Origin of the sequence: Hydrogenophaga sp. OTU3427 (assembly GCF_038440225.1) — a bacterium.
Taxonomy (GTDB): domain Bacteria; phylum Pseudomonadota; class Gammaproteobacteria; order Burkholderiales; family Burkholderiaceae_C; genus Hydrogenophaga.
On sequence record NZ_JASATI010000001.1, the window covers coordinates 154,029 to 168,116 of the forward strand.

Here is a 14,088-nt window from a genome sequence, read left to right on the forward strand (position 1 = left end):
GCGGACGTTTTTGGGAACCTTTCCCTTAGCACTCGCTCTCAGGGAGTGCTAATATTTGAACTGTCCCAAGAGGACATGCCATAGAAAGGTGTGGAAATGACCGTTTCTGCCAATCCGAGCCTGAACACCAACGCCGTCGCGCTGAGCAAGCCCTGGGCCACTGCCCTGGTGTTGCCGCCCCTGGGCAACCTGGACGCCTACATTTCGGCCGTCAACCGCCTGCCCATGCTCACGCTGCAAGAGGAGCAGACCTACGCCCGCCAGCTCAAGGACGAGAACAACCTGGAAGCCGCTGGCAAGCTGGTGATGTCGCACCTGCGCCTGGTGGTGTCGGTGTCGCGCCAGTACCTGGGCTACGGCCTGCCCCATGGCGACCTGATCCAGGAGGGCAACGTGGGCCTGATGAAGGCCGTCAAGCGCTTCGATCCCGAACAGGGCGTGCGCTTGGTCAGCTACGCGCTGCACTGGATCAAGGCCGAGATCCACGAATACATCCTGAAGAACTGGCGCATGGTCAAGGTGGCCACCACCAAGGCGCAGCGCAAGCTGTTCTTCAACCTGCGCTCCATGAAGCAGGGCTTCAAGACCGACGCCGCCGAGGCCGACCTGGCCACCCACCGCGAAACGCTCAACGAGAGCGAAATCGGTGTGGTGGCGCGTGAGCTGAACGTCAAGCGCGAAGAAGTGATGGAAATGGAACGTCGGTTGTCGGGCGGTGACGTGGTGCTGGACCCCACGCCCAACGACGACGGCGAGGAAGCCTACGGCCCCATCGCCTACCTGTCGGACGCCACCCACGAGCCCACCGCCGTGCTGGAAAACCAGCACCGCGACCGCCTGGCCACGGACGGCATCGCCCACGCGATGTCGCAGCTGGACGACCGTTCGCGCCGCATCGTGGCGGAACGCTGGCTCAAGGTCAACGACGACGGGTCGGGCGGCATGACGCTGCACGAACTGGCGGCCGAGTACGGCGTCAGCGCCGAGCGGGTGCGCCAGATCGAGGTGGCGGCCATGAAGAAGATGCGCGCAGCGCTGGCCGAATACGCCTGAAGCGGGTTGCCGTTCCATGAAAAAGGCCACGCACCGCGTGGCCTTTTTGCTGGGCGCGCAGGCCTCAGCCCTCGCGGCGCAGTGCCGGGAACAGGATGATGTCGCGGATGCTGGCGCTGTCGGTCAGCAGCATCATCAGTCGGTCGATGCCGATGCCACAACCGCCGGCGGGCGGCATGCCGTGTTCCAGCGCGCGGATGTAGTCGGCGTCGTAGAACATGGCCTCGTCATCGCCGCCGTCCTTGGCCGTCACCTGGGCCTGGAAGCGGGCGGCCTGGTCCTCGGCGTCGTTGAGCTCCGAGAAGCCGTTGCCGAACTCGCGGCCGGTGATGTAGAGCTCGAAGCGTTCGGTCACCTCGGGGCGGTCGTCGTTGGCGCGGGCCAGCGGCGAAATTTCCGTCGGGTGTTCCATGATGAAGGTCGGCTGCCAGAGTTTTTCCTCCACCGTCTCCTCGAAGTACATCACCTGCAGGCTGGCCAGGCTGCGGGTGGACAGCTTGTCCTTTTCCTCGTTTTTCCCCAGCTTGCGCAGCTCGTTGATCAGCCAGCTGCGGCTGTCCACGTGGTCGCCCGCTTCGGTGTGCTTGAGGATGGCTTCGCGTATGGTCAGGCGGGCGAAGGGCTGGGTCAGGTCCACCGGCTGGCCCTGGTAGCTCAGCTGCTGGGTGCCGCAGGTGCGCTGGGCCACGTCGCGGATCAGCGCCTCGGTGTAGTCCATCAGGTCGCGGTAGTTCCAGTAGGCCGCGTAGAACTCCATCATGGTGAACTCGGGGTTGTGGCGCACCGAGATGCCTTCGTTGCGGAAGTTTCGGTTGATCTCGAACACGCGCTCGAAGCCGCCCACGATCAGGCGCTTGAGGTAGAGCTCGGGCGCGATGCGCAGGAACATCTGCTGGTCCAGCGCGTTGTGGTGGGTCTCGAAGGGCTTGGCGTTGGCACCGCCGGGAATGGGGTGCAGCATGGGCGTTTCCACCTCCAGGAAGCCGTGCTGGACCATGAACTCGCGCAGGTGGGTGACACCCTGGCTGCGCGCCATGAAGCGCTTGCGGGTGGTCTCGTCGGTCATCAGGTCGACGTAGCGCTGGCGGTACTTGACCTCCTGGTCGTGCACGCCGTGGAACTTGTCGGGCATGGGGCGCAGGCTCTTGGTGAGCAGGCGCACGCTGTCGGCCTGGATGGTCAGTTCCCCGGTGCGGGTCTTGAAGACCGTGCCCTCGGCGGCCACGATGTCGCCCAGGTCCCAGTGCTTGAAGGCGGCGTGGGCTTCCTCGCCCACGCTGTCGTTGCCCAGGTAGATCTGGATGCGGCCGGCCGAGGGGCCGAAGGAGGCGTCCTGCAGGGTGGCGAAGCTGGCCTTGCCCATCACCCGCTTGAGCATCATGCGCCCGGCCACGCTGGCGCGCACCTTGAGTGGCTCCAGTTCTTCCTTGCCCATGGCGTCATAGCGCTCGAACAGGTCCTGCGCCCGGTCGGCCGGCTTGAAGTCGTTGGGGAAGGCGGGCGCGCCGCCGGCCTGCTGCTGCTCGCGCAGCGCCTTGAGTTTCTCGCGACGCTCGGCGATCAACTGGTTGTCTTCGGCGACGGCGGTGTGGGAGTGAGCGGCAGGGGTGTTCATGTTGGCAATGAAAAAAGGGCTGCGCACCGCTGTGCGCAACCCTCTATTCTAGTTTTTTGCTGCAAACCTATTCGACGTGCAGTTGGCCGCCGCGCCGGGCCGCCCCAAGCAAGGCCGGCCCCCCCTGGGGGGCAGCGACCCGCGCAGCGGCGGAGCGTGGGGGCGCTATGTCATTCACCAAGGTACGCGGCTCTCACCTTGGGGTCGTCCAGCATGTCCTTGCCGATGCCGTTCATGGTGATCTCGCCCGAGTCCATGACGTAGCCGCGGTCGGCGATCTGCAGGGCGCGGCGGGCGTTCTGCTCCACCAGCAGGATGGTCACCCCCTGGGCAGCGACGTCGCGCACGACCTCGAAGATCTTGTCGACCATGATGGGCGACAGGCCCATGGAGGGCTCGTCGAGCAGCAGCACCTTGGGCTGGCTCATCAGCGCGCGGCCCATGGCCAGCATCTGCTGTTCGCCGCCCGACATGGTGCCGGCCAGCTGGTCCTTGCGCTCGCGCAGGCGCGGGAAGATGGTGAACATGCGCTCGATGTCGGCGGCGATGCCGGCCTTGTCGGAGCGGATGTAGGCGCCCATCTGCAGGTTTTCAGTGATGGTCATGCGGGTGAACACACCGCGGCCTTCGGGCACCATGACCAGGCCTTCGCGCACCAGGTCCCAGGAGCCCTTGCCCTTGATGCTCTTGCCCAGGTATTCGATGTCGCCACCTTCCATGGCCAGGGTGCCGGTGACCGCCTTCATGGTGGTGGTTTTGCCGGCGCCGTTGGAGCCGATCAGGGTCACGAGTTCTTTCTCGCGCACTTCCAGGTCGACGCCCTTGACGGCCTTGATGCCGCCGTACGCGACCTTCAGGCCGCTGACTTTGAGTAGGGTTTGTGCCATGTTCTTCTCGCTCAATGTCCGCCGGTGCCCAGGTAGGCTTCAATGACTTTGGGGTTCTTCTGCACTTCGGCCGGGGTGCCGCTGGCCAGTTGTTTGCCGTAGTCGAGCACGGTCAGGCGGTCGCACAGGCCCATCACCAGCTTGACGTCGTGTTCGATCAGCAGGATGGTGCGTTTGTCGTTGCGGATGCGGTCGATCAGCTCGCGCAGCAGCACCTTTTCGGTGGCGTTCATGCCGGCGGCAGGTTCGTCCAGCGCAATCAGCTGCGGGTCGGTCGCCAGGGCGCGGGCGATTTCCAGGCGGCGCTGGTCGCCGTAGCTCAGGGTGCGGGCCTTGTAGTCGGCGTATTTGGCGATGCCCACGTACTCCAGCAGCTCCATGGCACGGTCGGCAATCGCTTTTTCCTCGGCCTTGAAGCCGGGGGTGCGCAGCACGGCGCCGATCAGGCCCGAGTGGGTGCGCACGTGGCGGCCGACCATCACGTTTTCCAGCGCCGTCATCTCGGCGAACAGGCGGATGTTCTGGAAGGTGCGGGCGATGCCCGCTTTCGCGACCTCGTGCACCGCGCTGGGGGTGTAGGGCTTGCCGGCCAGCTCGAAGGTGCCGCTGTCGGGCGTGTACAGCCCCGTCAGCACGTTGAAGAAGGTGGTCTTGCCGGCGCCGTTGGGGCCGATCAGGCCGTAGACCTGGCCGCGCTGGATCTCGATGCCGACGTCGCTCAGGGCCTGCAGGCCGCCGAAACGCTTGGAGACGCCGGCCACTTTCAGAATGGTGTCTGTCATGCTTGTGCCTTGTTCTGTTGCACGTCTTATTTGCTGAGCGATTTGCCGTGTTCCGGTGCGGGCCACAGGCCCCGTGGACGCAGCAGCATGATGATGATCATGGCCAGGGCCACCAGCAGCTGGCGCAGGATTTCGGGGGCCAGGCGGCCGTCGGTCAGGGCCTGCAGCGGCGTGGCCACGTGGCGCAGCACCTCGGGCAGGCCGGCCAGCAGCAGCGCGCCCAGGATCACGCCGGGGATGTGGCCGATTCCGCCCAGCACCACCATGGCGACGATCATGACCGACTCCATCAGCGAGAAGGACTCGGGCGACACAAAGCCCTGGAAGGACGCGAACAGCACGCCCGAGAGGCCGCCGAAGGAGGCGCCCATGCCGAAGGCCAGCAGCTTGAGGTTGCGGGTGTTCAGGCCCATGGCCTTGGCGGCGATCTCGTCTTCGCGCACGGCCATCCAGGCGCGCCCGATGCGCGAGCGCTCCAAGCGGTAGCAGATGATGACCGACAGCACGACCAGGAACAGGAACAGGTAGTAGTAGAGCGTGACCGGCTGGATGGTGAAGTCGCCGATCACCAGGCGTTTGCCCAGGTTGACGCCGAAGATGGAGATGGAGTCGATCTGGCTCAGGCCCTTGGGTCCGTTGGTGATGTTCACCGGGCGGTCCATGTTGAGCATGAAGATGCGGATGATTTCACCGAAGCCCAGTGTCACGATGGCCAGGTAGTCGCCGCGCAGCTTGAGGGTGGGTGCCCCCAGGATGACGCCGACCACGCCGGCCACCACCGCCGCGAAGATCATCAGCAGCCAGATGTTGTAGTGCAGGCCGTTGGGGAAGGCGGTCTTGATGGCCGGGAAGGCATCGGCCAGGTGGGGCGAGCCCAGCAGACCCATGATGTAGGCGCCGACCGCGAAGAAGGCGACGTAGCCCAGGTCGAGCAGGCCGGCGTAACCGACCACGATGTTCAGGCCCAGCGCCAGCAGCACGAACAGCAGCGCCATGTCGATGATGCGCACCCAGGCGTTGCCGAAGGTCTGCAGGAACAGCGGCAGCACCAGCAGGGCCACGGCCGCGATCAGGAAGGTGAAGAGCTTGCCTTGTTTCGAATTCATCATGATGTGATTTCCTTCTGGTTCAGGCGCGGTCGGCCACACGTTCGCCCAGCAGGCCCGAGGGGCGCAGGGTGAGGACGACGGCCAGCACGATGAAGGCGAAGATGTCGGTGTACTGGCTGCCCAGGAAACCGCCCGTGAGCTGGCCCAGGTAGCCGGCGCCCAGCGATTCGATCAGGCCCAGCGAGATGCCGCCGACCACCGCGCCGGCCAGGTTGCCGATGCCGCCGAAGACCGCCGCCACGAAGGCCTTGAGACCAGGCATGAAGCCCATGGAGTGTTGCACGGTGCCGTAATTGGCGGCCCACATGACGCCGGCGATGGCGGCCAGCATGGCGCCGATGATGAAGGTGGCCGAGATCACCATGTCGGGCTTGATGCCCATCAGGCCCGCCACGCGCGGGTTTTCGGCGGTGGCCCGCATGGCGCGGCCCAGGTTGGTCTTGTTGACCATGTACATCAGGCCGGCCAGCACCACGGCGGTGGTGCCCAGGATGAAGACCTGCGTGACCGAGATCACCGCACCGCCCAGGTGCAGGGGCTCGGTCGGCAGCATGGACGGGTAGGACTTGGGGTTGGGCTTCCAGATGATCATGGCCAGTGTCTGCAGCAGGATGGACATGCCCATCGCGGTGATCAGCGGTGCCAGCCGTGGCGAGTTGCGCAGCGGCCGGTAGGCCAGCTTTTCGATGGTGTAGTTGAGCAGCGCGCACACGACCATGGCGATCAGCAGCGCCAGCAGCAGGATCAGCCAGCCGGGCGCGCCGGGCATGGACTCGCGCATGCCGACGATGATGGTCCAGCTGGTGAGTGCGCCCACCATCAGCACATCGCCGTGGGCAAAGTTGATGAGGCCGATGATGCCGTACACCATGGTGTAGCCCAGGGCCACCAGCGCGTACATACTGCCGAGAACCAGACCATTGATGATCTGCTGCAGCAAGGTTTCCATTCAGGTTTCTCCGGTGTGGACAGAAAACATGGGGTTCGTGACCCCAAGCCTGGTGAGGTAGCAAAAAACCCGCCAGCCGGCTTCGGGGCTTTGGGCGCCCGGTACCGCTGCGGGTGAGAGTGGGCGGGATTGTAGTGATCTGTTACCGGTCGCCCTATGCGTGTATGCCCCTAGAAGTCCGGGTTAACCCGTAATTTTGGAGGTTTTCACCTAGGTCCTGATGCAAATTGCGTCGATCATTAGTTTTTTGAATACTGGAGCTCAGCCTCCACCCCGGGCCTGCGCGTTGCGCTCGGCCAACTGGCGCAGTTTTTCGGCGATCCGTATCTCCAGCCCGCGTTCGACCGGCCGGTAGAAGCCCGGCGGCGCCATGCCCTCGGGCAGGTAGGTCTCGCCAGCGGCAAAGCCATCGGCCTCGTCGTGGGCGTAGCGGTAGCCCTGGCCGTGGTTCAGGTCCTTCATCAGTTGGGTGGGCGCATTGCGCAGGTGCATGGGCACCGGCCGGCTGCCGTCCTTCTTGACGAGGGCCTTGGCCTCGTTGTAGGCCTTGTAGACCGCGTTGGACTTGGGCGCCACGGCCAGGTAGACCACACATTCGGCCAGGGCCAGTTCGCCCTCGGGGCTGCCCAGGCGCTCGTAGACCTCGGCCGCGTCCAGGCTCATCCGCAGGGCGCGCGGATCGGCCAGGCCGATGTCCTCGGCCGCCATGCGCACCAGGCGCCGGGCCATGTAGCGCGGATCGGCGCCCCCGTCGAGCATGCGCACCAGCCAGTAGAGGGCGGCGTCGGGGTCGGAGCCGCGCACGCTTTTGTGCAGGGCGGAGATGGTGTCGTAGAACTGGTCGCCACCCTTGTCGTAGCGGCGCAGGCGTTCGCCCAGCACCTTGAGCAGCCAGTCGTCGGTGATCTCGGGTTGGCGTTGCACGCGTGCCGCCACCGCCAACGTCTCCAGCGTGCCCAGCAGGCGGCGCGCATCACCATCCGCGTAGGCCAGCAGGCGCTGCTCGGCCTCGGCCTGCAGGGGCGGCACGGCGTCGATGGCGCGTGCCTGGGTCACGATCTGGCGCAGGTCGTCCTCGGTCAGCGGCTGCAGCACGTAGACGGCGGCGCGCGAGAGCAGGGCGCTGTTGACCTCGAAGGAGGGGTTTTCGGTGGTGGCGCCGATGAAGGTGAACAGCCCGCTTTCCACATGCGGCAGAAAGGCGTCCTGCTGGCTCTTGTTGAAGCGGTGCACCTCGTCCACGAACACGATGGTGCGGCGCTGCTCCAGGCCGTCACGCGCCAACAGGGCCTGCTCGACGGCTTCGCGGATGTCCTTCACGCCCCCCAGCACGGCGCTGATGGCGATGAACCGGGCGTCGAAGGCATCGGCCATCAGGCGGGCGATGGTGGTCTTGCCCACCCCCGGCGGCCCCCAGAGGATGCAGCTGTGAGGCTGACCCGACTCGAAGGCGATGCGCAGCGGCATGCCCTCGCCCAGCAGGTGCTGCTGGCCCACCACCTCCCCCAGCGTGCGGGGGCGCAGGCGTTCGGGCAGGGGGGCGTGAGCGTGTGGCGGCATGCGTGTCAGGGGCGTTGGGTGTGGGCAGGCACCATTGTGGCGCAGCCCACAGGGGCATTCGGGGCGGTGGCTTAGGATGTGGGATGGCCGCGCGGTGGTGCGTGGCGCAAACCGGAGATGAGGATGGTGTTGCGTGTGGTCAGGCTGGGCAGCCCCCGGGCGCCCGATGAGGGGACCCGCATCGGCACGGTGCGGCGCCCGCCGCGTGGTGTGCCCAAGGCGGCCTACGCGTCGCAGGACTGGTTCGATGTCTGGTTCCCCAACCTCGCGCCCAGCGCCGAGACCATGAAGCTGGGGCAGGCGGCGCAGACGCCCGCCCAGTGGGCCGCCTTCGCACGGCGCTACCGGGCCGAGATGGCCGCGCCCGAGCACAGCCACGCGTTGCAGTTGCTGGCCACGCTGTCGCGGCAGGCGAATCTGTCGGTGGGCTGTTATTGCGAGGACGAGGCCCGCTGCCACCGCTCGGTCCTGCGGGTGTTGTTGCAGGACAAGGGCGCCGTGCTGGCGCCGCCCGCGCCCGGGCAGGACGGGGAGTGATGCCAGCGTGACCGATACCGTGTTGCCCCGGCGCTTGACGCCCCGCGCCCGCCGCGTCGTGCAGGCCGTGTTGTACGAAACCCTGGCGGTGTTGCTTGTCACGCCGGCCCTGATGTGGCTGTTCCAGCGCTCGCCCGGCTCGGCACTGGGCCTGAGTGTGGCCATGTCGGCCGTGGCCCTGGCTTGGAACTACGGCTTCAACTTCATGTTCGAGCGCTGGGAGGCCGTCCAGGCCGTGCGCGGCCGTTCGCTGGCGCGCCGGGTGGCCCATGGCATCGGATTTGAAGGCGGGCTGGTCCTGTGGCTGGTGCCCCTGATGGCCTGGTGGCTGGATATCTCCTTGTGGCACGCCTTCGTGGCGGACCTGGGCATACTGGCGTTTTTCCTCGTCTACACCGTGGTCTTCACGTGGGTGTTCGACCGCGTGTTTGGCCTGCCCGAGTCGGCCGCCGCGCCGCGCGCCGATTGAGCCCATTGACCGCCATGGCCGATATCACCGTCTATCACATCCCGGTCTGCCCCTTCTGCCAGCGCCTGGAGATCCTGCTGGCGCTCAAGGGCTTGCCCGACCGCGTGCGCTTCGTGGTCATCGACATCACCCAGCCCCGCCCCGAGTGGCTGCTGGCCAAGACCCGTGGCACCACCGCGCTGCCGGTGCTTGAGACCGCCGATGGGCGCATCCTCAAGGAAAGCCTGGTCATCCTGCAGTACCTGGAAGACCTGTTCCCCGAGCCCGCCGTGGCGCAGCGCGACCCCTACCGCCGCGCGGTCGAGGGCATGTTGTGCCGCCTGGAGGGCGACTTCGTCAGCCAGGGCTACAGCTATGTGATGAACCAGGACCCGGCGCGGCGCGAGGCCTTGCGCGAAGCCATGCTGCGGCAGTACGCCCGGCTCGACGACTTCCTGCGGCAGCACGCGCCCGACAGCACCTACCTGTTCGAGGACTTCGGTTGGGCCGAGGTGGTTTTCACGCCCTTCTTCATGCGCTTCTGGTTCCTCGATTACTACGAGGATTTCGAGTTGCCCGACGAACCGGCGTACGCGCGTGCGCGCCGCTGGCGCGAGGCCTGCCTGGCCCATTCGTCTGCCCAGCAGGTCAGCCGGGAGGAGATCGTCAAGCTCTACCACGACTACGCCCACGGCGCGGGCAACGGCGGCCTGCTGCCCGGGCGCACACGTTCGTCGTTCGCCTTCGAGCCCGACTGGCGCGTCCGCCCCTGGCCGCCGCGCAACAAATACGAACACCACGCCACCGACGCCGAACTGGGGCTGCTGGCATGACACAGGACCTGTTTCGCGCCGACAGCTACCTGCAGCGGTGCAGCGCCCAGGTGCTGGCTGTGAGCGACATCGGCGTGGTGCTGGACCGCACGGTGTTCTACCCGCTGGGCGGGGGCCAGGCCGGTGACGCCGGGCAACTGTTGCTGGACGACGGCAGTGTGCTGACCGTGGCCGACACCCGCAAGGCCAAGGACGCCGAAGGCCGGCCCACGGCCGACATCTTGCACGTGCCGGCACCCGGCCAGCAGGCGCTGCTGGCCCGGTTGCGGCCGGGCACGGCGGTGACGGCGCAGATCGACTGGCCGCGCCGCCTGCGCCTGATGCGTTTTCACACCACCACCCACCTGCTGTGCCACCTGGTCGCGCAGCCGGTGGACGGCTGCTCCATCACGCCGGATTACGCGCGGCTGGACTTCCACATGACCGACCCGCTGGACAAGGACGCGCTGACCCAGGGCATCGCCGCCCTGGTGGCCGCCGCCCACCCGGTGGCGGTGGGTGCCATCAGCGACGCTGAGCTGGACGCCAACCCCGCACTGGTGAAAAGCATGAGCGTGTCGCCGCCGCGCGGCAGCGGGGTGGTGCGCACCATCCGCATCGGTGACCAGGACCTGATCGACCTGCAACCGTGTGGCGGCACCCACGTGACCAACACCGCCGAGATCGGCGCCGTGGTGGTGACCAAGCTCGAAAAGAAAAGCGCCATGACGCGGCGCGTGGTACTGGGGTTCGCGTGAGGCACGCCGCCTGGTGCCTGCTGGCGGCGCTGGTGTTCCCCGTGGTGGCACACACCCAGCCGGCCCAACCTATCCCAGCCGACATCCACCTGGTGTGGATGGGCGGCGACGACTGTCCGCCCTGCAAAGCCTGGCGCACGGCCGAGCTGCCCCAGTTGTTGGCGGCCGAAGAATTCAAGGGTGTGCGCTTCAGCTACGTGGTCAAACCGATTCGCGCGTCCGTGCCGCCTGCGGCGCAACTGCCGTCCGAGGTCCGGCCGCTCAAGGACGCGCTGGACCGCGCCAGCGGCGGGCGCAGCGGATCGCCGCAGGCCGCCCTGGTGGTCAACGGCCAGGTCTACGACTACTACGTCAGCGTCCGTTCGGCCGAAACGGTGCTGGAGATGATCGGCGCCGTGCGCGGCGAGTGGCGCTACCCGCTGCCGCGCTGCCTGCAGATGGCGGCCAAGGGCCGCCAATGTGCGCAGCCGGTGCCCTGAAGGCGCACGCTCTTATTGCCGGACCACGTCCACGCCGGCCGGCGGCGTGAAGCGGAAACGCTCGGCCGCGATGCGGCCATTCACGTCCATGGCGCCAAAACGCAGCACCGAACGCTGGCCGAAGCTGTCCAGCATGTCCAGCACCGCGAGCTGACCCTGCTTGAAGCCCAGCTGCACCGACTGCAGCTGCGCGTCGCGGCCCCGGGGCGTGGCCAACACCCATTCCAGGCCGTCGCGGTCGGGCGCGTTGGACAGGGTGAACACGGCCGACAAGGCCTTGAGGTCGGGGGCCGAGGCGATCAGCGCGGCCGGCGTGTTGCCCAGCACTTCGGCCTGCTTGCGCGCCGCCACCTGATTGAGGTCGACATCGTGCAACCACAGCGTCTGGCCGTCGGCCACGATCAGTTGCTCAAAGGGCTTGGTGTACTGAAAGCGGAAACGGTCCGGGCGGAGGAATTCGAAGCTGCCGCTGGAGGTCTTGCTGCGCGCCACGGTCTCGCCCTGGCGCAGCGGTGATGTGACGGTTTGCGTGAAGCTGGTCTGGCCGCTCTGGGTGCCACGCAGGAACTGCTCCAGCGCCTGCAGGCCATCGGCACGGACGGCGCCACACAGCAAGGCCAAGCCGAGCACGGAAGATTTCAACAGGAGATGCATGTGTGTCTGAGTGCCAGGCGGCGCCATGGGTTCCCTGGCGTGACCGCCTGTTTCAATCGTCGTTGCCGCCACGGGCCGCCACCAGGATGTCGCGCTGGCCGCTGCTGGTCAGTGCGCTCACCAGGCCGGCCTTCTCCATGTCTTCGAGCAGGCGGGCCGAGCGGTTGTAGCCGATCTTGAGCTTGCGCTGCACGTAGGAGATGCTGGCCTTGCGGTCTTGCAGCACCACGGCCACGGCCTGGTCGTACATCGGGTCTTTTTCACCACCGCTGTCGCCGCCGCCGCCGCCTTCGCCGAAGAGGTCACCGCCTTCGCCCTCCGTGGCGCCGCCGTCGAGCAGGCCGTCCACGTAGTTGGGTTCGCCGCCTTGCTCCTTGAGGTAGGCCACCACGCGGTGCACCTCATCGTCGCTGACGAAGGCGCCGTGCACCCGCACCGGGAAACCGGTGCCGCTGGGCATGTAGAGCATGTCGCCCATGCCCAGCAGGGCCTCGGCGCCCATCTGGTCGAGGATGGTGCGGCTGTCGATCTTGCTGCTGACCTGGAAGGACAGGCGGGTCGGGATGTTGGCCTTGATCAGGCCCGTGATCACGTCCACGCTGGGTCGCTGGGTGGCCAGCACCAGGTGGATGCCGGCGGCGCGGGCCTTTTGCGCCAGGCGGGCGATCAGCTCCTCGATCTTCTTGCCCACCACCATCATCAGGTCGGCCAGCTCGTCGATCACCACCACGATGTAGGGCAGGCGTTCCAGCGGCTCGGGTTGCTCGGGCGTGAGGCTGAACGGGTTGCCGATGTGTTCGCCGCGCGCCGTGGCCTCGTCGATCTTGGTGTTGAAGCCGGCCAGGTTGCGCACGCCCATCTTGCTCATGAGCTTGTAGCGCTTCTCCATCTCGCCCACGCACCAGTTCAGGCCGTGCGCGGCCTGCTTCATGTCGGTGACCACCGGGGCCAGCAGGTGCGGGATGCCCTCGTAGACGCTCATTTCCAGCATCTTGGGGTCGATCAGCAGCAGGCGCACGTCCTTGGCGTCGGCCTTGTAGAGCAGGCTCAAGATCATGGCGTTGATGCCCACCGACTTGCCCGAACCGGTGGTGCCGGCCACCAGGCAGTGGGGCATCTTGGCAAGATCGGCCACCACCGGCTGGCCGCCGATGTCCTTGCCCAGGCCCATGGTCAGCAGGCTTTTGGCTTCGTGGTAGACCTGCGAGCCCAGGATTTCGCTGAGCTTGATCATCTGGCGCTTGGCGTTGGGCAGTTCCAGCGCCATCAGGTTCTTGCCGGGGATGGTTTCGATCACGCGGATGGACACCAGCGACAGCGAGCGCGCCAGATCGCGCGCCAGGTTGACCACTTGCGAGCCCTTGACGCCGGTGGCGGGTTCGATCTCGTAGCGGGTGATCACCGGCCCGGGCGCGGCTGCGACCACCCGCACCTCGACGCCGAAGTCCTTGAGTTTCTTCTCGATCAGGCGGCTGGTCATCTCCAGCGTCTCGGGTGTCACCGTGCTCTGCTGGCCGGGCGGCGCGTCCAGCAGGTCGACCTGCGGCAGCTTGCTGTCGGGCATCTCGGTGAACAGGGGCTTCTGGCGCTCCTTGATGACCCGTTCGCTCTTGGGTACCTCGACCAGCACCGGCTCGATGATGCGCACCGGCGGCGTGGGGTGTTCCTTGATCTCGACGCGGGCTTCCTCCACCACCTCCTCGCGTGCCTTGGCGGCCTGCTCGCCGATGCGCAGGTCCTCGGTGGCCTCGCGTTTCTCGCGCCGGGCGTCGAACCACTGGTCCAGGCGCTCGCCTATGCGTTCGGCCCAGTGGCCCCAGGCGAAGCGGAAGGCCCAGCCCGAGGCCAGCACGATCAGCGCCAGTGCCAGCAGGGTGCTGCCGGTGAAGCCCAGCCAGCGCGTGGCCAGCGGGCCCAGGCTGGCGCCCAGCACGCCGCCGGCATGGCCGGGCAGCAGGGGTTCGAGGCGGTACAGGCGCGCCCATTCCAGCACCGTGCTGGCGGCCAGCAGCACCAGCAGGGCCAGCCAGAAGGCGGCGCGTTGTGCCTGTGGCCGCTGCCACCAGGCCGGGGGCATCAGGCCGGGACGGCTGTCGTCGTGGTCCTGGCCCACGCGCAGCCACAGGGCGAGGGCGGCCAGCCAGGCGCGCACCGCCGCCGCCACACACCACCAGACCGAAAAGCCCAGCAGGTAGTAGCTGCCGTCGGCCAGCAGGGCGCCCATGCGGCCGCCCCAGTTGCGGGCGTCGGCCCGGGTGCCGGTGGTGGACCAGGCCGGATCGGTCAGCGAATGGCTCAGCAGGGCGATCAGCCAGAACAACAAGGCCGCCGCGCCCAGCACCAGCGCGATTTCCTGGGCGAACCGGGCCACACCCGAAGGGGGCGGGTTTTGCCGGTCGGCATTGAGGGTGTTCAAGGAATAGGTCATAGGCTCCCGCGATCAGT

The 14,088-nt window shown here is 67.1% G+C and carries 14 protein-coding genes; 6 read left to right on the forward strand and 8 right to left on the reverse strand.

All coding sequences use genetic code 11. The annotated features are described in order from the left end of the window. The first annotated feature begins 96 nt into the window (after window positions 1–96). Window positions 97–1,053, forward strand: a complete 957-nt coding sequence (gene rpoH, locus AAHB17_RS00705; RefSeq protein WP_342128487.1) for an RNA polymerase sigma factor RpoH — start codon at window positions 97–99, stop codon at window positions 1,051–1,053. A gap of 64 nt (window positions 1,054–1,117) precedes the next feature. On the opposite strand, the gene lysS is transcribed toward rpoH, so the two are convergent. From lysS to AAHB17_RS00735, 6 genes are all read right to left on the reverse strand, one after another. Next, window positions 1,118–2,668 (reverse strand): lysine--tRNA ligase, encoded by a 1,551-nt coding sequence (gene lysS, locus AAHB17_RS00710; RefSeq protein ID WP_342128488.1) that lies wholly within the window; start codon window positions 2,666–2,668, stop codon window positions 1,118–1,120. Between the two features lie 170 nt (window positions 2,669–2,838). After that, window positions 2,839–3,555 (reverse strand): ABC transporter ATP-binding protein, encoded by a 717-nt coding sequence (locus AAHB17_RS00715; protein WP_446719540.1) that lies wholly within the window; start codon window positions 3,553–3,555, stop codon window positions 2,839–2,841. Between the two features lie 11 nt (window positions 3,556–3,566). Next, window positions 3,567–4,337: an ABC transporter ATP-binding protein gene (locus AAHB17_RS00720; protein ID WP_342128490.1), complete on the reverse strand. Its 771-nt coding sequence runs from the start codon at window positions 4,335–4,337 to the stop codon at window positions 3,567–3,569. A gap of 26 nt (window positions 4,338–4,363) precedes the next feature. Then, window positions 4,364–5,443 (reverse strand): branched-chain amino acid ABC transporter permease, encoded by a 1,080-nt coding sequence (locus tag AAHB17_RS00725; protein ID WP_342128581.1) that lies wholly within the window; start codon window positions 5,441–5,443, stop codon window positions 4,364–4,366. A 22-nt stretch (window positions 5,444–5,465) separates the two neighbouring features. After that, the gene (locus tag AAHB17_RS00730) at window positions 5,466–6,395 is read right to left on the reverse strand and encodes a branched-chain amino acid ABC transporter permease (RefSeq protein WP_342128491.1); all 930 of its coding nucleotides are present in this window, start codon (window positions 6,393–6,395) and stop codon (window positions 5,466–5,468) included. A 261-nt stretch (window positions 6,396–6,656) separates the two neighbouring features. After that, entirely contained in the window at window positions 6,657–7,955 is a 1,299-nt protein-coding gene (locus tag AAHB17_RS00735) for a replication-associated recombination protein A (protein ID WP_342128492.1), read from the reverse strand. 123 nt (window positions 7,956–8,078) lie between these two features. On the opposite strand from AAHB17_RS00735, the gene AAHB17_RS00740 reads away from it, so the two are divergent. The 5 genes from AAHB17_RS00740 to AAHB17_RS00760 are packed head-to-tail and all read left to right on the forward strand — an operon-like array spanning window position 8,079 to window position 10,989. Continuing rightward, a complete protein-coding gene (locus AAHB17_RS00740; protein WP_342128493.1) occupies window positions 8,079–8,492 on the forward strand; it encodes a DUF488 domain-containing protein in 414 nt (137 codons plus the stop codon). 7 nt (window positions 8,493–8,499) lie between these two features. Next, window positions 8,500–8,961, forward strand: a complete 462-nt coding sequence (locus AAHB17_RS00745; RefSeq protein WP_342128494.1) for a PACE efflux transporter — start codon at window positions 8,500–8,502, stop codon at window positions 8,959–8,961. A gap of 14 nt (window positions 8,962–8,975) precedes the next feature. Next, window positions 8,976–9,773 (forward strand): glutathione S-transferase family protein, encoded by a 798-nt coding sequence (locus tag AAHB17_RS00750; protein WP_342128495.1) that lies wholly within the window; start codon window positions 8,976–8,978, stop codon window positions 9,771–9,773. Beyond that, window positions 9,770–10,510, forward strand: coding sequence for an alanyl-tRNA editing protein (locus AAHB17_RS00755; protein ID WP_342128496.1), 741 nt, complete (start codon window positions 9,770–9,772; stop codon window positions 10,508–10,510). Before AAHB17_RS00750 ends, AAHB17_RS00755 begins: the two co-directional genes overlap by 4 nt. Further along, complete coding sequence (locus AAHB17_RS00760) at window positions 10,507–10,989, forward strand: hypothetical protein (RefSeq protein ID WP_342128497.1); 483 nt, start codon at window positions 10,507–10,509, stop codon at window positions 10,987–10,989. Before AAHB17_RS00755 ends, AAHB17_RS00760 begins: the two co-directional genes overlap by 4 nt. Window positions 10,990–11,001: 12 nt before the next feature. On the opposite strand, the gene lolA is transcribed toward AAHB17_RS00760, so the two are convergent. Together lolA and AAHB17_RS00770 are read right to left on the reverse strand one after the other, a co-directional pair. Then, on the reverse strand, window positions 11,002–11,643 hold the full coding sequence (gene lolA, locus AAHB17_RS00765) for an outer membrane lipoprotein chaperone LolA (protein ID WP_342128498.1): 642 nt from the start codon (window positions 11,641–11,643) through the stop codon (window positions 11,002–11,004). Between the two features lie 52 nt (window positions 11,644–11,695). Continuing rightward, window positions 11,696–14,071, reverse strand: a complete 2,376-nt coding sequence (locus tag AAHB17_RS00770; protein ID WP_342128499.1) for a DNA translocase FtsK — start codon at window positions 14,069–14,071, stop codon at window positions 11,696–11,698. Window positions 14,072–14,088: the final 17 nt, after the last annotated feature.